The organism is Streptomyces sp. NBC_01381, from assembly GCF_026340305.1.
GTDB lineage: Bacteria > Actinomycetota > Actinomycetes > Streptomycetales > Streptomycetaceae > Streptomyces.
Window position 1 is genome coordinate 42251 of sequence record NZ_JAPEPI010000001.1, and the last position, 17775, is coordinate 60025.

The 17775-nt window shown below is 69.8% G+C and carries 20 protein-coding genes and 1 tRNA gene; 14 read left to right on the plus strand and 7 right to left on the minus strand.

Annotated elements, in window-relative coordinates:
- Positions 1 to 19: 19 nt before the first annotated feature.
- The 13 genes from OG453_RS00230 to OG453_RS00290 all read left to right on the plus strand — a co-directional run bounded on the left by OG453_RS00230 (position 20) and on the right by OG453_RS00290 (position 11255).
- Positions 20 to 331: a hypothetical protein gene (locus OG453_RS00230; protein ID WP_266863240.1), complete on the plus strand. Its 312-nt coding sequence runs from the start codon at positions 20 to 22 to the stop codon at positions 329 to 331.
- 28 nt (positions 332 to 359) lie between these two features.
- The gene (locus OG453_RS00235; RefSeq protein ID WP_266863241.1) at positions 360 to 593 is read left to right on the plus strand and encodes a hypothetical protein; all 234 of its coding nucleotides are present in this window, start codon (positions 360 to 362) and stop codon (positions 591 to 593) included.
- Positions 594 to 686: 93 nt separating this feature from the next.
- A complete protein-coding gene (locus OG453_RS00240) occupies positions 687 to 2363 on the plus strand; it encodes a hypothetical protein (protein ID WP_266863243.1) in 1677 nt (558 codons plus the stop codon).
- A gap of 2 nt (positions 2364 to 2365) precedes the next feature.
- Positions 2366 to 4549 (plus strand): hypothetical protein, encoded by a 2184-nt coding sequence (locus tag OG453_RS00245; RefSeq protein WP_266863245.1) that lies wholly within the window; start codon positions 2366 to 2368, stop codon positions 4547 to 4549.
- Between the two features lie 225 nt (positions 4550 to 4774).
- On the plus strand, positions 4775 to 4966 hold the full coding sequence (locus OG453_RS00250; RefSeq protein WP_266863247.1) for a hypothetical protein: 192 nt from the start codon (positions 4775 to 4777) through the stop codon (positions 4964 to 4966).
- Positions 4967 to 4997: 31 nt separating this feature from the next.
- Positions 4998 to 5312 carry a hypothetical protein gene (locus tag OG453_RS00255; protein ID WP_266863249.1) on the plus strand — a complete coding sequence of 105 codons (315 nt, stop codon included), beginning with the start codon at positions 4998 to 5000 and terminating at the stop codon, positions 5310 to 5312.
- A 17-nt stretch (positions 5313 to 5329) separates the two neighbouring features.
- Positions 5330 to 5782, plus strand: a complete 453-nt coding sequence (ssb, locus tag OG453_RS00260) for a single-stranded DNA-binding protein (protein ID WP_266863251.1) — start codon at positions 5330 to 5332, stop codon at positions 5780 to 5782.
- 86 nt (positions 5783 to 5868) lie between these two features.
- Positions 5869 to 6915: a DNA cytosine methyltransferase gene (locus OG453_RS00265; protein WP_266863253.1), complete on the plus strand. Its 1047-nt coding sequence runs from the start codon at positions 5869 to 5871 to the stop codon at positions 6913 to 6915.
- An 87-nt stretch (positions 6916 to 7002) separates the two neighbouring features.
- Positions 7003 to 7908, plus strand: coding sequence for a bifunctional DNA primase/polymerase (locus OG453_RS00270; protein WP_266863254.1), 906 nt, complete (start codon positions 7003 to 7005; stop codon positions 7906 to 7908).
- A 185-nt stretch (positions 7909 to 8093) separates the two neighbouring features.
- Complete coding sequence (locus tag OG453_RS00275) at positions 8094 to 8276, plus strand: hypothetical protein (protein ID WP_266863256.1); 183 nt, start codon at positions 8094 to 8096, stop codon at positions 8274 to 8276.
- Positions 8273 to 9529: a DUF3631 domain-containing protein gene (locus tag OG453_RS00280; RefSeq protein ID WP_266863258.1), complete on the plus strand. Its 1257-nt coding sequence runs from the start codon at positions 8273 to 8275 to the stop codon at positions 9527 to 9529. The genes OG453_RS00275 and OG453_RS00280 overlap by 4 nt, the downstream gene beginning before the upstream one ends.
- 155 nt (positions 9530 to 9684) lie before the next feature.
- Positions 9685 to 9894, plus strand: a complete 210-nt coding sequence (locus OG453_RS00285; RefSeq protein ID WP_266863259.1) for an AlpA family transcriptional regulator — start codon at positions 9685 to 9687, stop codon at positions 9892 to 9894.
- Entirely contained in the window at positions 9891 to 11255 is a 1365-nt protein-coding gene (locus tag OG453_RS00290; protein WP_266863261.1) for a tyrosine-type recombinase/integrase, read from the plus strand. Before OG453_RS00285 ends, OG453_RS00290 begins: the two co-directional genes overlap by 4 nt.
- A gap of 154 nt (positions 11256 to 11409) precedes the next feature.
- On the opposite strand, the gene OG453_RS00295 is transcribed toward OG453_RS00290, so the two are convergent.
- Positions 11410 to 11491, minus strand: a tRNA-Tyr gene (locus tag OG453_RS00295).
- 197 nt (positions 11492 to 11688) lie between these two features.
- Here OG453_RS00295 and OG453_RS00300 point away from each other — a divergent pair.
- Positions 11689 to 12177, plus strand: a complete 489-nt coding sequence (locus OG453_RS00300) for a YajQ family cyclic di-GMP-binding protein (protein ID WP_249588357.1) — start codon at positions 11689 to 11691, stop codon at positions 12175 to 12177.
- An 89-nt stretch (positions 12178 to 12266) separates the two neighbouring features.
- Here the strand turns inward: OG453_RS00300 and OG453_RS00305 are convergent, their stop codons facing one another.
- The 6 genes from OG453_RS00305 to OG453_RS00330 all read right to left on the minus strand — a co-directional run bounded on the left by OG453_RS00305 (position 12267) and on the right by OG453_RS00330 (position 17772).
- The gene (locus OG453_RS00305; protein WP_266863265.1) at positions 12267 to 12533 is read right to left on the minus strand and encodes a GlsB/YeaQ/YmgE family stress response membrane protein; all 267 of its coding nucleotides are present in this window, start codon (positions 12531 to 12533) and stop codon (positions 12267 to 12269) included.
- Positions 12534 to 12623: 90 nt separating this feature from the next.
- Positions 12624 to 13154 (minus strand): SMI1/KNR4 family protein, encoded by a 531-nt coding sequence (locus OG453_RS00310; protein WP_266863267.1) that lies wholly within the window; start codon positions 13152 to 13154, stop codon positions 12624 to 12626.
- 65 nt (positions 13155 to 13219) lie between these two features.
- Positions 13220 to 13612 carry a YccF domain-containing protein gene (locus tag OG453_RS00315; RefSeq protein WP_266863269.1) on the minus strand — a complete coding sequence of 131 codons (393 nt, stop codon included), beginning with the start codon at positions 13610 to 13612 and terminating at the stop codon, positions 13220 to 13222.
- Positions 13609 to 14472 (minus strand): zinc metalloprotease HtpX, encoded by an 864-nt coding sequence (gene htpX / locus OG453_RS00320; protein ID WP_266863271.1) that lies wholly within the window; start codon positions 14470 to 14472, stop codon positions 13609 to 13611. Before htpX ends, OG453_RS00315 begins: the two co-directional genes overlap by 4 nt.
- Before the next feature lie 175 nt (positions 14473 to 14647).
- Entirely contained in the window at positions 14648 to 16186 is a 1539-nt protein-coding gene (locus tag OG453_RS00325) for an NADH-quinone oxidoreductase subunit N (protein WP_266863273.1), read from the minus strand.
- Positions 16183 to 17772, minus strand: coding sequence for an NADH-quinone oxidoreductase subunit M (locus tag OG453_RS00330; RefSeq protein WP_266863275.1), 1590 nt, complete (start codon positions 17770 to 17772; stop codon positions 16183 to 16185). Before OG453_RS00330 ends, OG453_RS00325 begins: the two co-directional genes overlap by 4 nt.
- Positions 17773 to 17775: the final 3 nt, after the last annotated feature.

Consider the following 17775-nt stretch of genomic DNA (forward strand, 5'->3'; position numbering starts at 1 on the left):
CTTCACCTGGGAGTTTCCCGTGAAAACCACGTCTGTGCGCCGTCGCGTCATCTCGCTGCTCATCATCGGCATGGCCCTGACGGTCGCCGTCTCCATCGGTGTCCGGCTCGCCTCCTACGGCGTGCCGCTCGCCCTGATCATCCCGTGCGTGCTCGCGGTCCTGTCGTCCTCCGTGTGGCTGCTGATCCGCGTGGAAGAGGCCATCGGCGCGACGGTGCACCGCTGCACCGCGCACGGCTGCACCTTCCAGGTCCGCCTGCAGAACGCGGATGCGGTCGAGGAACGGCGTTGGCAGGAGATCGCCGCCGCGCACCCCGCCCACCGTGTCTGACCGGCCGATGCCCGTGAGGAGTCCCGCCGTGACCGCTCCGACCGCTGCTGACACTGCCGTTGGGCTGGTCAGCTTCCACTACATCCTGACCGCGCAGCTCCGTGACGGCGATCGGGCGACGCTCTCCGACGTCATCCAGGCCGACCCGGCGCGCGTTTCCCGCGCGGACCTGTACCAGCACATCCGCGAGTTCGCGGCCCGCAAGTTCGGCTACGGCGCCTTCCTCGTTCTGTTCTTCTCGCTCGAACGCAACGCGCTCTGACCTGCACGTTCCCGAAGCCATGCGCAGGGCCCGGCCGCCTCCCTTCGACCGGTGCGACCGGGCCCTGCCTCCTCCCGAAGGAGTGCACACAGCATGACCGACCTGAGTACCGAACCGGTAGTGGCCCCGGCCGCTCCCGAAGCACCCCCCGACACCCCACCCACTCCCGACACTGCCCCGGCAGACGACACGACGGGCGAGTTGGCGCACACACCGGGCGGCTACCCGGTGCTGCCCCTGGCCTTGTCCGGTGCGAACACCACCGCGGGCGTCATCGGCGCAGGTGGCTTGGCCGGTGGCCCGATCGGCGCCGCCGCTGCGGCTGGCGGAGTGGCGCTGCTCGGCAGCATCGCCGCCCTGACTCGCGCCCGCCGTCTGGCCGCCGAGGAGCGGAAGACGGATCCCCGCGCAGCCACCACCGGCCGCACTACTACCCCCGCCAAAGGCGCTGGTACTGGCAGCGGTGCCCGCAAGCCCGCCTCGCCCGCCCCCTCGCAGGGCCGCGGCTCGCGTGCGGGCGGCACGAGCAGCAACGGCTCGCGCACCGGCGGCCCCGCTGGCCGGGGGAAGACAGGCAATGCGCGTACGGCGTCGCCCAGTTCGGGCCGCAGCGGTCCGTCCAAGGCGGGCGGGCGCACCGGCTCCGGACGGGGCGGCCTGGGCAAGCACAAGGCGCCCGCAGGCCGAACCGACCGTGCGGGCGGCGCCCACAAGGCCCCCAAGGGGCTGGGAGCCCGTTCCGGGACGGCCGGAGGCGGTGCGGGGAAGCTGAGCCAGGCGCGCGCGGCGCGCGCGGCCAACACCCGGCAGAACCCAACCCGTTCGGCCGCCCGCAACCAGGCCAAACAGGACCGGCGGGCGGTCGCCGATGCCCGCCGGGACGCCAAGACGGCTGCTCGGCAGGCCAAGGACGACCAGGGCCGCGGGCGGCTTGGCCGCGCCGCTGCCTGGGGTGGCCGCAAGGCCGCCTCCGGAGCGCGTGCACTGATCAACCGGGCGCGCGATCGCCGCGATCGGGCCACCGACGCCAAGCTCGCCGACCAGCGAGCCGCCGCGAGGAAGGCGCCTGCACGCAGGAAGGCCCGGTGGGCGCTGTGGCGCTCCGCGGCCCGGATGTTCGGCCGACGGGTGCTGGCCGGGGTCCTGGGCGGTGCGCTGGGACTGGTCGGCTTCGTGACCAGCCCGATCGGCCGCAAGCTCGGCATCCCCTGGCTCATCCACCCCGGCCGTCGCCTCTACCGGCGGATGGTCGATGCGGCCCGCATGGATCGCGCCCTGCGGGACGCGCAGATCCGCAAGACCCGTGGCGAGGAAGAGGCCAAGGCCGACGCCGACGCTGCGGGCCACGACGCGATCGGGGATCGCGTCGAACGCCCCGCCCGCCTCATCCCGGTGTCCTACCCGACTGCTTCGGAGGTTGTGAACGTGTCTGGTTTCAAGTTCGAAGAGGCCGCGAGCGAGATGCAGAACGCCGCGGCGACGTACGACCCGGACACCAACATGGAGGTCGTCGAGATGATCGACAACCTTCCCGCCGCGCTGGAGTGCGTCGCCAAGACCTTCCTGATCCTCGCGGAGCGCTCAGATCAGGAGTTCGCCTTCGAGAAGCAGGTCGCCGACGGCTTCGACGACATCTACAAGACCCTGCTCAACGCCGTGGACTCTGCGGTCGAGCTGGGCCCGTTCTTCCGCCAGGTCCACGAGCAGGACATCGCCCGCCACGAAGACCCCCGCAACGGGTCCGAGGCCGAGAAGAAGTGGAACGTCTGACCATGTCGACACACACCGAGGCCAGCGTGACCAGGAAGAACTCCAAGACCACGAAGGCCGATTCCGCGGTGGACCTGCCTACTGGCCCGGTGTGGGACTGGGCGGCCGGTCACGGACCTGTGACCGGCGCCCTGTCCGCCACCACCGGCGCCTTCGCGGTGGCCACCTGCGGCACCGCCACCGGCATGCCGCCCGGCTGGGCCCTGGCCGTCGGCACCGCCGGCGCACTGGGCCATGCTGCGGCCGGGATCCGGCTGCGCAACGCGGGACGCACCATCGCCGCCCGCGCCGCCTCCTGGCTCGTAGGAGGCGGCTGGACCACGTGGGCGATGACGCAGGGCCCGCTCACCTGGCAGGCCCTGGGCTCCCTGGCCGCTATCGGCGTGGGCATGGGCGCGGCCACCCGCTCAACCAACCTCTACGAAGAGGCCCGCGAGGAAGAAGCCCTCGCGGCCGGACAGCGGCAGGTCGTCGCGGAGTTGTCCGCCGAGCGCCGTGCGGTCGCTGAGGAGTGGGCGGCCCGCATCGAGCGCGTCTGTGGTCTGCGTATCCGGATCCTGGCCATCGAGAAGTGGGCGGCCGGGACCGGGTTCACCATCGACGCGGAGCTGCCCGGCGGTGCCACCTACGACGCGATCGCCAAGAAGTCCGCGGCCCTGTCTGCCGACGCGCAACTCCCGCACGGCTGCACCGTCACCTCCGGACCTGGTGTCCACCAGGGCCGCACCCTCATCGACGTGGGCACCGTCAACGTCCTGATGAAGGAATCCACCTACCCCACCGGGTATGGGCCGCTGTCCATCCACACCGGCATCCCGTGGGGGTATCGTTCCAACGCGGAGGAGATCCTCACCTACCTGCGCGAGCAGTGCGCGCTGGTGGTCGGTCCGACCGGGTCGGGCAAGACGAACATGGTGCACGTCATCCTGGCCGGGTTCGCCCGCGCCACCGACGTCCTGACGTGGGTGATCGACCTGAACGCCGGGTCGGCGGGCCTGCCTTGGGTGCTGCCCGCGCTCGAATCGAGCGGGTCCGGGCGTCCGGTGCGGCCGGGCATTGACTGGCTCGCCTCCACCTACGACGAAGCCCTCACGATGCTCGAGACCGCGCTCGCGGTGGCCCGGCATCGCAAGGTGGCCTACCAGGAGCTGCTCGCGCGGGAGAACACCGACCTGCTGCCGATCAGCCCGTCGATTCCGCAGATCGAGCTGGTCATCGACGAGGGCGCGGAGATCCTGGTCAGCACCGACCGCCAGATGCGCAAGCTCGCCGAGAAGATCCTGGAGACGATCCGGATCGCCCGCGCGATGGGCCTGCGCACCGTGCTCACCGCGCTGGGGGCCACCGGCTCCGTGCTCGGCAACCTGATGATCCGCCGGGAAGCCAAGGTGCGCGCCGCGCTCACCGGCGGCGAGACCGAGGGCATGGACCTCTCCAAGATGTTCCCCGGATCGCGCGGCCTGCGTCCCGAGCAGGCGCCGTACAAGGGCTCGGGGTTCATGGCCACTCCGGAATCACCGGCCGGGCTGTTCAAGGTGTGGCGGATCCTGCCTCAGCAGATCAGCGAGATCGTCACCGCCACCTCGGAACGGCACCCGCGCATGGATGCCGTGTCCGCCAAGGCCGCCGGAGAGGCATACGCGCGGCGCTGGGACGCCGACCGCATCGCCTGGATGCGCTCGCCCGACGCCGCCCCCGCCGACACCGGGCAAGGCCCGGCGGTGCCCGGTGTCGAGACACCGGGTGAGCGGCGCGGACTGAACCTGTCCGCGCTGCGCGAGCCGGACCAGAGCGCCGGATCCGAACCGAGCGCGGAGGACGAACTCGCCGCCCGCTTCCTGGAACAGATCGACAAGCAGTTCGGCACCACCGAAGAACCCCGCCCCAAGCGCGAGCCGCGCCCGGAGCGGCCGGGCCTGAACCTGTCCGCCTTCCGCAAGACCGACAACGACCAGCCCGCCGAGAAGGCCGCTGGAAGCGAGAGCGGCCCGGAGTGGCTCGGGGAGGCGATCGACGCGATCGAATCGGCCGGCGCGATGGGCATGCGGCCCTCCGCCGTCGCGGACCTGGTCCGCAAGGACCGCAAGACGGTCCGCGCCGCCCTGCAAGAGGCGGTCGCCCGCGGTGAGTTGGTCTACCGCGAGAACGGCCCGCATTCCGCCTACATCCACCCCGACCACGCCTGAAGCCGGTCACTCACCGCTACCGGGTAGTGGGTAGTGGGGCACACCCCACTACCCACTAGAACACCCCACTAGCGGGCCACATCCCGTGAACAGGCGTATTTCTACTCGGGACCCCACTACCCACTACCCAGTATCCCCACCCCACTACAACCACACACAGTAACCATCCGGCAGGCGGCATCACCTCAGTGATGCCGCCTGTTCTGCGTTCCCGGGAGGCCGCTTGTGCTCGTGACTCTGTCCGCCGTCGCCCTCTTTGGGGTGCTGACCTTCGTCCTGATGCGCGGTCGCTACGTCGGCCCGCTCGCCGCACTCGTGCTCTTCCTGTTCGGCTTCTTCACCGCCGACACCGGCGCGGCCGATGCCGTCCGCGCCATCTGCCGCGCGTTGGTCGGCGCCCTCAGCTCCGTCTCCTGACAACCCGGCACGGTCCGGAAGGGAGCACCCTATGCACCACACCGAACCGCCCGGAATCCTCGCCCCGCACATCCCCGCCGATGCCTACCGGCGCGCGGAAGCCACCGGGCAGCCCGTCGTCATCGTTGTCCAGTCCACCCCGCAGACCGGACGCCCGCTGCGCCACTACCTCTACCCCATCGCCGTCGCCACCGCCGGATCCATCGGCCTGCTCGGCACCGTCGCCATGTTCCTGGCCCTGATCGACTTCGCCGCCCACACCGCCGAACTCCTCGCCGGAAGCGCAGCGGGCTCCCTCGGCATCGGCGGGATCACCCTCAAACTCGCCCGCACCAAGGGCGAATGACACCAAGGAGAATCAGCATGTCGCTCGGAGAAACCCCGATCAGCATCGTCGGCAACCTGACCGCCGACCCCGAGATCAAGTTCACCACCGGCGGGGCCGCGCTCGCCAAGTTCACCATCGCCGCCACCCCGCGCGTCTTCGACCGCGAGAGCAATCAGTGGAAGGACGGCACGTCCACGTTCTTCCGCTGCTCGGCCTGGCGCCGCCTTGCTGAACACATCGCGGAGTCCCTGACCAAGGGCTCCCACGTCGTCGCCTTCGGGCGCATCCGACAGCACAACTGGGAGACCCCCGAGGGCGAGAACCGCTCGATGCTTGCCGTCGAGGTCGACGAGATCGGCGCCTCGCTGCGCTTCACCACCGTCGCCATCAACGGCAAGACCGCAGCCAAGGCCGGTGCGTCCAGCGACGCGTGGGCCACCGACGGCGCCTCTGCCGACGCGAAGTTCAGCGAGAAGCCCCCGTTCTAGATCCGCCCGGGGCGGGCCGCCCATCTCGCCAAAGACTTCGCGGCTCGCCCCGGTCTCCCGTTCTGATCACACAAGAGGAGACCCGTGTGGTGAACACTCCCGCCTTACCGCGGCTCGGTTCGCTGTGCACCGGCTACGGCGGCCTGGACATGGCCGTACAGCAGACCTTCGGCGGCTCCCTCGCCTGGGTCGCGGACAACGACGCCGGAGCCGCCCGCATCCTGGCCCACCGCTACCCGGACGTACCCAACCTGGGCGACATCACCGCCGTCCGCTGGGCCGCCCTGGAGCCGGTCGACATCGTCACCGGCGGCTACCCGTGCCAGCCCTTCAGCTCCGCCGGCCATCGGAAGGGAACCAAAGATGCCCGCCACATCTGGCCCGACATTGCCCGTGCCCTTGGCGTTCTACGACCCCGGCTCGCGGTCTTTGAAAACGTCGCAGGGCACCTTTCTCTCGGATTCGACACTGTCCTCGCTGACCTTGCCCGCATCCGGTTCGATGCGGACTGGATCTGTGTACGCGCGTCCGACATCGGCGCCGCCCACCAGCGCAACCGGCTCTTCCTGCTCGCCTGGCCTGCCGACCCCGGCCGCCAGGGACTGGCGCGGTGGCGGGCAGAGCGGACAGCTCCCCACCGCGGTCTCCCTGCTGCCGACGCCTTCTACATCCGAGAACACCGGTCCGGGGCACGCGGCGCAGGGCGGGATGAACCTGCGGCACGTCGTCTCCCTGCTGCCCACCCCCAGGGCGTCGGAGAGCGAGAACCGGCAGACCAAGCGCAGCCCGTCACAGGAAGCCGGGACACACGGCAAATGCCTGGCCGCAGAGGTGGCCAGCCTGCCGGTCCCGGCGGCGCCGACTGGGCCGAGTACGGCCCCGCCATCGCCCGCTGGGAAGCCGCCTGCGGACGCCCCGCTCCCCGGCCAACTGACGCTGTGGGACGCCTGAACCCGCCGTTCGTGGAATGGCTCATGGGCCTGCCCGCCGGGCACGTCACCGACGTGCCGGGACTCTCCCGCAGCGCACAGCTCAAGGCACTCGGCAACGGTGTGCTGCCGCACCAGGCCGTGCACGCCCTGCGGCTGCTGCTCGCACCTGCACGGGCCGAGCACTTCACGTCCGCCGCATAGACGCCCGGAGCGGGCCGCCCATCTCGCCAAAGACTTCGCGGCCCGCCCCGGTCTCCCGTCCTCATCACAGAAGAGGAGACCCCCAGCATGACCCATCCACCCGCCCCCACGCTGCTCTCCGCAGCGCTCAATGCCGCCGCCCGCGGCTGGCCCGTCCACCCGCTGCGCCCTCGCGCCAAGGGTTCGGCCCTGCACGGCGAACGCGCTTGCACCGGCCGCGGACCCTGCACCAACGGGCATGTGAAGTGGGAGCAGCGCGCCACCTGTGACCCCGAGCGCATCCGCCGAACCTGGCAGACCGGTGCGTTCAACGTCGGCATCGCCCCCGGCCCTGCCCGCCTCTTGGTCGTCGATCTCGACATTCCCAAGGGGAAGGACGGTTCGGACGCGCCTTGCGGCGCGACGAACTTCCAGGCGCTCTGCGAGCGCGCCGACGCCCGGTGGCCTGCCACCTACACGGTGCGGACCCCCAGCGGCGGCCTGCACCTGTACTTCCACACCCGCCACCACCTGCCGAGCACAGCGGGAACCCTCGCCGACCACATCGACACCCGCGCCTGGGGCGGCAACATCGTCGCCGCCGGAAGCCACACCCCCCAGGGTGCGTACGCGGTCGACGTCGACGGCCCCGTCGCAGAGTTGCCCGGCTGGCTCCACACACTCCTCCAGGCCCCGGCCGCGGCATCCGGTCCGGCGCGGCTCGCGCCGCTGCTCGTACCCGGCACGGCAAGTCGTCGCGCGAAAGCCGCCCTGGATCGGGAGGCCGACCAGGTCGCCCGGACCGGTGAAGGGGGCCGCAATCAGCGGCTGTTGGAGGGCGCCCGCGCGCTGGGTCGCTTCGTGGCCTGGGGCGAGATCCCCCGGCACGTGGTGGAGGAGGCTTTTCAGGCGGCCGGGGAGGCGGCCGGACTGTCCGTGTCCGAGTGCAGGGCCACCATTCGCAGCGCCCTGAACTGGTCGATTCGCACCGCCCGCCCGCGGGAGGCCGCATGACCACCTCACCCCGCGCGCGCCTGAAAAGCCTCCCCAGCACGCCATCCCCGCTCGACTCCGCGGACAGCGCCGGAGCCCCGGATCGGGTGGGCGGCCGAAAGGAAGTCGCCCGTCAGGGCGTCCTTTCAGCCCTTCCCCACGAACAGCACCGAAGCGGCCCGTCTGCCGGTGATGGGCGCTATCCCGTGGCCTGGCTGAGCATCCACGCGCCCCGCGGCGCCACCCCCACCGCCACTTCCAAGTGCCTGTGCGGCTGGGACCGCAGTGCCGTCGGCCACCGCAAGGTTCTCGCCCTCATTGACCACCACACCGCCCACCGCGACCACTGCCCGCTCCGCACCACTCAGGAAGGGAGGAACGCCGCATGACCAGCACCCCCGAGGCCGCGCCGTCCATCGACGGAGCCGCCCTGCTCGACGAGGTCGAAGCGTTCCACCGACGCTTCAACGTCTTTCCCCGTGAGGCCGCCTACGTCGCCGTCGCGCTCTGGGACGCGCACGCCCACCTGATCGACGCGTTCGACTCCACTCCGCGCATCGCCTTCCTTTCCCCGGAGCCCGGCTCCGGGAAGAGCAGGGCGCTGGAGATCGTGGAAACGCTCGTGCCCAACCGCATGGTTGCCGCACAGGCTTCTGCCTCAGCCATGTTCCGCTCGGTCGCCGGCGATGCCCGTCCCACGATCCTCTTTGACGAGGTCGACACGGTGTTCGGCCCCAAGGCAGGGGACAACGAACCCCTGCGGGGATTCCTGAACGCCGGGCACCGCCGCGGCGTTGGGATGTGGCGCTGCGTCGGTGACGGGGCCAACCAGACCGTGCAGGAGTTCTCCTCCTACTGCGCCGTCGCCATGGCCGGGCTCGGCTCGCTGCCGGACACGATCCTGACGCGCTCGATCATCGTCCGGATGCGCAAGCGCGCCCCCAACGAAACGATCGAGCCCTACCGGCGGCGCGTGCACGAGCAGCAGGGCAACGCGCTGCGTGACTCTCTCGCGCAGTGGGCCGACACCGTGCGCGAGAGCCTCCAAGATGCCTGGCCGGCCATGCCCGAGGGCGTGACCGACCGCCCCGCCGATGTGTGGGAGCCCCTGCTCGCCGTCGCCGACGCGGCAGGAGGCGACTGGCCCGAGCGGGCACGGGCCGCCTGCATCGATCTCGTCATCACCGCCAGAGAAGAGGACAAAGCCTCTCTCGGGGTGCAGCTCCTGACGGACCTGCGCGACCGCGTGTTCTGCGGCGCCGACCGGTTGGCCACCGCCGAGATCATCAAGGCGCTCTGCGCGATCGACGACGCCCCCTGGGCCGATCTGGACGGCAACGGCAAGGTCCTCACGCCGCGCGTGCTGTCCAAGATGCTCGGGGAGTACGTCACGGCCGACAACAAGGCCATCCGGCCCCGCTCGATCCGCACTCCACTGGGCGTCCCGAAGGGCTACTACGCCGAAGATCTCGCCGACGCGTGGCTCCGCTACTGCCCCCCACCCCCCGAGAAGTCCGCTACACCCGCTACATCCGCTACACCGCAGGTCAGCGGGGGTGAAAACGTAGCGGAAGAGCTTCCCGGCATCCGCTACATCTCCGCAGAAGCCGCTACATCCGCCGCAGCTCACCGCAGCGCGTAGCGCCACCTATCCGCTACATCCCGCCCATCCGCTACAGGAAACAGGCCCCTGACCTGCCCTGTAGCGGATGTAGCGGATGTAGCGGACCTGGGAGGGAGGGGCCCGAGCTCCTCCCTCCCTTCGTCTGTCCCTCCTTCTGTCCAAGGAGATCCCGCATGGCAACCGCTACCCGCCGGCGACGCGCCCCCATCGACGAATGGGTGCCCCTCACCGACGCGCTCGAAGAAATCGGCATAAGCCGCGCCACTTGGTACCGCTGGCGCGATCGGGGCTACGGCCCCCTGGCGAAACACACACCGACCGGCCGCGTACGGATGCGCCGCAGCGTTCTGGACGCCTTCCTGGAAGAACTGGACGCCGCGTGACCGAGTGGAGCTACACCGTCAAGATCTGGGCCATCCGGAAGCGCGACTACCGGAAGCCGTACCAACTCCGCTGGAAGGTGGGCCTACGCCCTCACTCGGAGTCGTTCCTGACGCTGGGCCTGGCGGAGAGCCGCCGGGCCCAGCTCATCACCGCAGCCCGCGAGGGAGAGCCGTTCGATGTCACCAGCGGGCTGCCTAAATCCCTGGTCGTAAAGGAACGGGACATCTCTTGGTACGAGCACGCCCGCCGGTACATCGAGATGAAGTGGACCCACTCCCCCGGCTCCACCCGGCGGACCCTGGCCGAAGCGATGGCGACCGTCACGCCCGCTCTGGTGAAGGACACGAAGGGCATGGCCGATGCCAGAGCCGTACGCACCGCCCTCTATAGCTGGGCGTTCAACAAGAACCGCTGGGACGAAGAGCCGCCGCCCGAGGTCGCCAAGGTTCTCGCCTGGTTCGAGCGGAAGTCCCTCCCCGCGTCGGCACTCTCAGACCGCCTGGTCGCGCGGGCCGCCCTCGATGCTGCCTCGAAGAAACTGGACGGCAAGACTGCGGCCGCCGGAACGATCCGCAGGAAGAGGGCGATCTTCTACAACGCTCTGGAGTACGCGGTAGAGGCCGATCTCATCTCGGAGAACCCGCTCCCCCGGCTCAATTGGAAGGCTCCCGAGCAAGTCGAAGAGGAGGTCGACCCGGCCTGCGTGCCGGACCCCGGGCAGGCTGCGAAGCTCCTGGCGGCCGTACGGGACCAGAGTCCCCGCGGTCGTCGTCTGGTGGGGTTCTTCGGTTGCATGTACTACGCCGCAGCACGGCCGGCGGAAGTCATCGGGCTCCGGCTCCAAGACTGCGACCTGCCGCGCCGTGGGTGGGGCATGCTGCGGATCCGCGAGACACGCCCACGATCGGGTTCAGCGTGGACGGACAGCGGCGAATCCCACGAGAAGCGGGGACTGAAGCACCGCCCGCGCAAGGCGGTCCGGCCGGTCCCCATCCCGCCCGACCTGGTCGCTCTGCTCCGGTGGCACGTCACGGCGTACGGCGTGGCCCCTGACGGCCGCCTGTTCCGCACCCAGCGCGGCGGGCTGATCCAGGACACCGGATACGGCGAAGTCTGGGCAGAAGCCCGATCACGGGCGCTCACGCCCGGACAACGGGAGTCGTCACTGGCCAAGCGGCCGTATGACCTTCGTCACGCGGCTGTCTCCACCTGGCTCAGCTCAGGCGTGGAGCCCCAGCTCGTGGCCAAGCGCGCCGGCCACAGCATCGCCGTACTGTTCCGCGTCTACGCCAAGTTCCTCAGCGGCGGAGACGAGGCCGCTAACGCCAAGATCTCCGCTCGCCTGGGGCTGCACGGCTGACCAGCCGCCCAAGCCCGTCCACGGCCCGTCCACACACTTCGAGACGGGGCGTTCGAATGCGAGACGGAGTGAGACAGAAAGTCTGTCGCAGGGAGACATGACGAAGGGCCCGTGACCTGGATTTCTCGCAGGTCACGGGCCCTTCGTTCCCGTGTGGCGGCGCCAGGATTCGAACCTGGGAAGGCTGAGCCGGCAGATTTACAGTCTGCTCCCTTTGGCCGCTCGGGCACACCGCCAAGTTTGCTGCCCCTGTTCCGCTTGCGCGGCGCTCCGTGGCAACGACGTAAACCTTACCTGATGGGTAGGGGTGCTTCGCCACCCGATTGATCAGCGCCCGGCCGGGGGGCGGTGGCTAGGCTTTGCGGGTGCGGCCAGGGACCGACGGCCGTGCACCAGCTGAGTACGCAGACCCCGATACAAGGAGCCACAGGACATGGCCGACTCCAGTTTCGACATCGTCTCGAAGGTCGAGCGGCAGGAGGTCGACAACGCCCTCAACCAGGCCGCCAAGGAGATCTCGCAGCGCTACGACTTCAAGGGCACGGGCGCCTCGATCGCCTGGTCCGGCGAGAAGATCCTGATGGAGGCGAACGGCGAGGAGCGGGTCAAGGCGATCCTCGACATCTTCCAGTCCAAGCTGATCAAGCGTGGCATCTCGCTGAAGTCGCTGGACGCGGGCGAGCCGCAGTTGTCCGGCAAGGAGTACAAGATCTTCGCCTCGATCGAGGAGGGCATCTCCCAGGAGAATGCCAAGAAGGTCGCCAAGATCATCCGTGATGAGGGCCCCAAGGGCGTCAAGGCGCAGGTCCAGGGCGACGAGCTGCGGGTCAGCTCGAAGAGCCGGGACGACCTGCAGGCCGTGCAGGCGCTGCTCAAGGGGCAGGACTTCGACTTCGCGGTGCAGTTCGCCAACTACCGGTAGTTCACGGTCGTACGACTACGGAGGGCGGGCACCCAGGCCGGGTGCCCGCCCTCGCTGCTGGCCGCAGATCGGGGGAACGGCGCCTGGTCTCAGCGGCGTGAGTGGCCGAAGAGGATGCGGTAGCCGACGAGCAGGACGAGGGAGCCGCCGATGGCCGCCGCCCAGGTGGCGCCGTCGTAGAAGTGGTTGGTGATCGGGCGGTCGAGGTAGCGGGCGGAGATCCAGCCGCCGATGAAGGCGCCCGCGATGCCGATGACGGTCGTGCCGATGAAGCCGCCCGGGTCGCGGCCGGGGAGCAGCAGTTTGGCGGCGGCGCCGGCCAGCAGCCCCAGAACGATCCAGCTGATGATGCCCATGCAGTGACCCGGCCTTTCTCGCGCGGTGAGCTTTTGTGCGCTGTTGTCCTGAAGGACGTCACTGCGGAGTGGCGCGGTTGCGGTGATCGATTAGGTGCGGTGTACGACACAGGGGGGAAGGTCCAGGTCGTCGTTGTCCTCCTCGTACCAGCCGGTGCCGTCGAGCCAGGTGGTCAGCCAGTCGGCGAGGCTCGGGGAGTCGAGGAACCAGACGTGGTCCGGGTCGCCGCCGTTCGGCTCGAACAGCAGGACCTGGGCGGACTCGCCGCGGCAGTCCACGCAGGCGTACATCCCGCAGCCCCAGTGGGATATCGGAAGCACGCCCTCGGGCCAGCCCCAGTCGGAGCCGCGCATCCCGGCGTACTTCTCGACGACGGAGGGCTCACCTCCGGACGAGTTGCCCTCGAGCAGGGGCAACAGGCCGTATTCCGGGCCGAATCCGCCGTCGCCTATCCGGGTGTAGAGGGCGGCGAGCAGCGGCGGGACGCGGAAACCGAGGGCGGCCTCCGCCCCGGCCAGGGTGCTCGCGCTCGCGGGAGCGGGCAGCGCGTCCCAGCCCCAGGGCCGGGTGGTCCGGGCCTCGGCGGCGACGCGGGCCAGCAACTCCTCGATGTCCGTCATGCGTTCATGGTGGACCACGGCACTGACAATCGAGCTCCGCGTGGCCGCCGAGGCGGCAGTCGGCTCTAGCGCGAGGCGAACGGCTGGTCCGTGCGCACGATTTCGCGGCCCAGCGGCATCAACGACACCGGGATGAGCTTGAAGTTGGCGACGCCGAGCGGGATGCCGATGATCGTGACGCACAGGAGGAATCCGGTGACGATGTGGCCGATGGCGAGCCACCAGCCCGCCAGGATCAGCCACAGGACGTTGCCGACGCAGGACGGCGCGCCCGCGTCGCGGCGCTCAACTGTCGTGTAGCCGAAGGGCCACAGGGCATAGCGGCCGATCCGGAAGCTGGCGAGGCCGAACGGGATGCCGATGATCGTGATGCACAGGAGCAGCCCCGCCACCAGATAACCGATGAACATCCAGAACCCGCACAGGACGAGCCAAATGACGTTGAGGATTGTCTTCACTGCTGGCGACCTGCCATCTGCTCGAGCCGGGAGATGCGCTCCGCCATCGGCGGATGCGTGGAGAACATCTTGGACATGCCCTGCCCCGGACGGAAAGGGTTCGCAATCATCATGTGACTTGCCGTCTCAAGGCGTGGCTCAGGAGGCAGCGGGAGCTGCTTCGTGCCCACGTCGAGCTTACGCAGGGCGCTCGCAAGGGCCAGCGGATCGCCGGTGAGTTGCGCACCGGCCGCGTCGGCCTCGTACTCCCTGGAGCGGCTGATCGCGAGCTGGATGACGGAGGCGGCGAGCGGTCCGAGGAGCATGATCAGGAGCATGCCGAAGATGCCGGGGCCTTCGTTGTCGTTCGAGCGGCCGATGGGGATCAGCCAGGCGAAGTTGACCAGGAACATGATCACCGAGGCGAGCGCGCCCGCGACGGACGAGATCAGGATGTCCCGGTTGTAGACGTGGCTGAGCTCGTGGCCGATGACGCCCCGGAGCTCGCGCTCGTCCAGGAGCCGCAGGATGCCTTCGGTGCAGCAGACCGCGGCATTGCGCGGATTGCGGCCCGTCGCGAAGGCGTTGGGGGCCTCGGTCGGTGAGATGTAGAGGCGGGGCATGGGCTGGCGGGCCTGGGTGGAGAGCTCGCGGACCATGCGGTACAGCTCGGGCGCCTCGAATTCGCTCACCGGGCGCGCGCGCATGGCGCGCAGGGCGAGCTTGTCGCTGTTCCAGTACGCGTACGCGTTGGTGCCGAGCGCCACGAAGAGCGCGACGATCAGGCCCGTACGTCCGAAGAAACTGCCGATGACGAGGATGAGAGCGGACAGTCCCCCGAGGAGTACGGCGGTCTTCAGCCCGTTGTGCCGGCGGTGCACGGTACGCCCTCCTGATGGTGCGTGGGGGAACCCTCTGCCTACTGGTGCTTCCACTCTTCAGTGGACCCTCCCGTACTGGTCAACGCCAGGCGGGGAGCACTAGTTCCCTTGTGCGCGCAGGAGCGGTGTGGGCCGCTCGGGTGAGGCCCCGAGCGGCCTTGGAGGAAGGGGATCGTCAGAAGAGGCCGGTGTCCGCGAACCTCAGGACGAGTTGCGGCGCTCCGGAGAGGGCGACGCCGAGGACCGCGGTCAGGGCGATGGCTGCCGTCAACGGGGCGGGCACGCGGTGCTTCACCGGCTCGCCCTCGGGGGCGCGGAACAGCAGCGCGGTCCACTGGAGGTAGTAGAAGAGCGCGATCACCACGTTCACGGCCATCACCACGGCGAGCCAGCCGAGGCCCGCGTCGACCGCCGCCGAGAAGACGGTGACCTTCGCGAAGAGGCCGATGATGCCCGGCGGCAGGCCCGCGAGGCAGAGCAGGAAGAAGCCGAGCACCAGGGCGGACAGCGGGCTCCTGGCGTACAGGCCCCGGTAGTCGCTGACACGGTTCAGGCGCTGTGTGCGGCCGACGAGCGCGGCCACGGCGAAGGCTCCGAGGTTCACTGCCGCGTACATCAGGGCGTACGCGACGGTGGAGCCGATGGCCTTCTCGGCCTCCGCGGGGTTGTCCGCGTAGCCGGCGGCGGCGATCGGCACCAGGAGGTAGCCGGCCTGGCCGACCGAGGACCAGGCGAGCAGCCGGACCGCGCTGTACGCGCGCGTGGCCTGCTGCCGCAGCGCCGCCACGTTGCCCGCGGTCATGGTGAGGGCGGCGAGCACGGCGAGCGCCGGGCCCCACACGTCCGCGTACGAGGGGAAGGCGACGACGGTGACGAGGATCAGGCCGGTGAAGCCGACCGCCTTGCCGACCACGGAGAGGTAGGCCGCCACCGGCAAGGGGGCGCCTACGTAGGTGTCGGGTACCCAGAAGTGGAAGGGCACGGCCGCCACCTTGAAGGCGAAGCCGACGAGGGTGAGGGCGACGCCGGTCTGGGCGAGCGTGTCCAGCTGCCCGTCCACGGTGCGGAGTTCGGTGGCGATCTCGGTGAGGTGCAGGGTGCCGGTCGCGGCGTACACGAAGCTGACGCCCATCAGCGTCACGGCGGTCGCGGCGACCGAGGACAGGAAGAACTTCAGGGCCGCTTCGGAGGACCGCTTGTCGCCGTGCCTGAGGCCGACGAGCGCGAAGGCGGGCAGCGAGGCGACCTCCAGGGCGACGACGAGGGTCGCGAGGTCACGGGAGGCCGGCAGCAGCGCGGCGCCCGCCGCCGAGGACAGCAGCAGGAACCAGAACTCCCCCTCGGGGAGTTCCCTCTTGGTGCCGTTCGCGTCCTTGAGGGCGGTCATCGACAGGAGCGCGGCCAGCAGGGCGCCGCCCAGGACGAGGAGCTGGATGACGAGCGTGAAGCGGTCGGCCGTGTAACTGCAGGCGTCCGCACCGCCGGTCAGGCAGAAGGTCGACCGGTCGTCGTTCAGGATCGGAAGCAGCGACAGCGCGGCCGCTGCCAGTCCCGCCACGGAGATCCAGCCGAGCAGCGCCTTCTTCTTGTCGCCCACGAAGAGGTCGGCGACGAGCACGAGGAGACCGACGACCGCCGCGATGGTGGGCGGGGCGATCGCCAGCCAGTCGACGGACTGGACGACACTGGCGGCGCTTTCGGCGGCCACGGTCACGACTTGCCTCCTGCGAGGAGCTGCTGCACGGCCGGGTCGGTGAGGCCGAGCAGCGCGGCGGGCCAGAGTCCGGCGAGGACGGTGAGGGCGACGAGCGGGGTCCAGGCGGCGAACTCATAGCCCTGGACGTCGGCGAGCGCCGGGGATTCGGTCGCGGCGGCGCCCTGCGGCATCGGGCCCATGCAGACGCGGCGTACGACGATGAGCATGTACGCGGCGGTGAGCAGGGTGCCGAAGGCGGCGATCGCCATGAACGTGAGGAAGGCCGGGCGGCTGAGGTCGTCGGCGGGCTTGAACGCGCCGAACAGGGCGAGCATTTCGCCCCAGAACCCGGCGAGGCCCGGAAGGCCGAGCGAGGCGACCGCGCCGAAGGCGAGCAGGCCGCCGAGGCGGGGGGCCTTGCCGTAGAGCGCGGCGCCCGACTCCTGCGCGAGGGTGTCGAGGTCGCTGGTGCCGGTGCGGTCCTTCAGCGCGCCGACGAGGAAGAACAGCAGGCCGGTGATGAGGCCGTGCGCGATGTTGGCGAACAGCGCGCCGTTCACGCCGGTCGGGCTCATCGTCGAGATGCCGAGGAGCACGAAGCCCATGTGGCCCACGGACGAGTAGGCGATGAGGCGCTTGAGGTCTCCCTTCGCGCCCTGCTTGGCGAGCGCGAGGCAGGCAAGCGATCCGTAAATGATCCCGACGACCGCGAAGGCCGCGAGGTACGGCGCGAAGGTGCTCATCCCGTCGGGCGTGATGGGCAGCAGGATGCGGACGAACCCGTACGTGCCCATCTTCAGCAGCACGCCGGCCAGCAGGACCGAGCCGACGGTGGGCGCGGCGGTGTGCGCGTCCGGCAGCCAGCTGTGCAGCGGCCACATCGGCGTCTTGACCGCGAGGCCGATCCCGATCGCCAGAACTGCGATGACCTGCACGGATGTTGTCAGCCCACGGCCGTTGTCAGTGGCGAGTGCCACCATGTCGAATGTGCCGGAATTCAGGCCGATGAGGAGGAGACCGAGCAGCATCACGACGGAGCCGAGCAGCGTGAAGAGGATGAACTTCCAAGCGGCTTGGACCCGTTGCTCACCGCCCCAGCGGGCGATGAGGAAGTACATCGGGATGAGCACCATCTCGAACGCCAGGAAGAACAGCAGCAGATCGAGGACGGCGAAGGTCGCGAGGGTGCCGGACTCGAGCACGAGGATCAGTGCCACAAATGCCTTGGGGGACGGCCCAGTCGGCATTTTGAAGTAGGAGTACAGCGCGCAGAGGAAGGTCAACAGCGCGGTCAGGACCAGAAGGGGGAGCGAGATGCCGTCGACGCCGAGGTGGATGCGCACGTCGAGTGCGGGGATCCAGCTGATATCGGTCGTGGCCTGCATCTTCGACGGCTGGTCGTGGTCGAAGCCGAGCGCGAGGACGATCGCGGCGATGAGGACGGCGCCGGTCACGGTCACGCCGTGGCGGAGCACGGCCTGGTCGGGCGACTTCCCCTTCAGTCCGGGCGGGGCCGGCAGGAGAGCGGCGACGGCGCCGATGAGCGGGCCGACGACGATCAATGCGAGAAGGAACTGCATCACGGATTCGCTGATATCGATCACGGC

What these genes read in the sequence shown, in the direction of transcription:
- OG453_RS00310 (WP_266863267.1), bottom strand. Translation starts at nt 13,154, where the DNA reads ATGACGGACATCGAGGAGTTGCTGGCCCGCGTCGCCGCCGAGGCCCGG.
- OG453_RS00245 (WP_266863245.1), top strand. Translation starts at nt 2,366, where the DNA reads ATGTCGACACACACCGAGGCCAGCGTGACCAGGAAGAACTCCAAGACC.
- OG453_RS00255 (WP_266863249.1), top strand. Translation starts at nt 4,998, where the DNA reads ATGCACCACACCGAACCGCCCGGAATCCTCGCCCCGCACATCCCCGCC.
- OG453_RS00240 (WP_266863243.1), top strand. Translation starts at nt 687, where the DNA reads ATGACCGACCTGAGTACCGAACCGGTAGTGGCCCCGGCCGCTCCCGAA.
- ssb (WP_266863251.1), top strand. Translation starts at nt 5,330, where the DNA reads ATGTCGCTCGGAGAAACCCCGATCAGCATCGTCGGCAACCTGACCGCC.
- OG453_RS00285 (WP_266863259.1), top strand. Translation starts at nt 9,685, where the DNA reads ATGGCAACCGCTACCCGCCGGCGACGCGCCCCCATCGACGAATGGGTG.
- OG453_RS00270 (WP_266863254.1), top strand. Translation starts at nt 7,003, where the DNA reads ATGACCCATCCACCCGCCCCCACGCTGCTCTCCGCAGCGCTCAATGCC.
- OG453_RS00300 (WP_249588357.1), top strand. Translation starts at nt 11,689, where the DNA reads ATGGCCGACTCCAGTTTCGACATCGTCTCGAAGGTCGAGCGGCAGGAG.
- OG453_RS00280 (WP_266863258.1), top strand. Translation starts at nt 8,273, where the DNA reads ATGACCAGCACCCCCGAGGCCGCGCCGTCCATCGACGGAGCCGCCCTG.
- OG453_RS00305 (WP_266863265.1), bottom strand. Translation starts at nt 12,533, where the DNA reads ATGGGCATCATCAGCTGGATCGTTCTGGGGCTGCTGGCCGGCGCCGCC.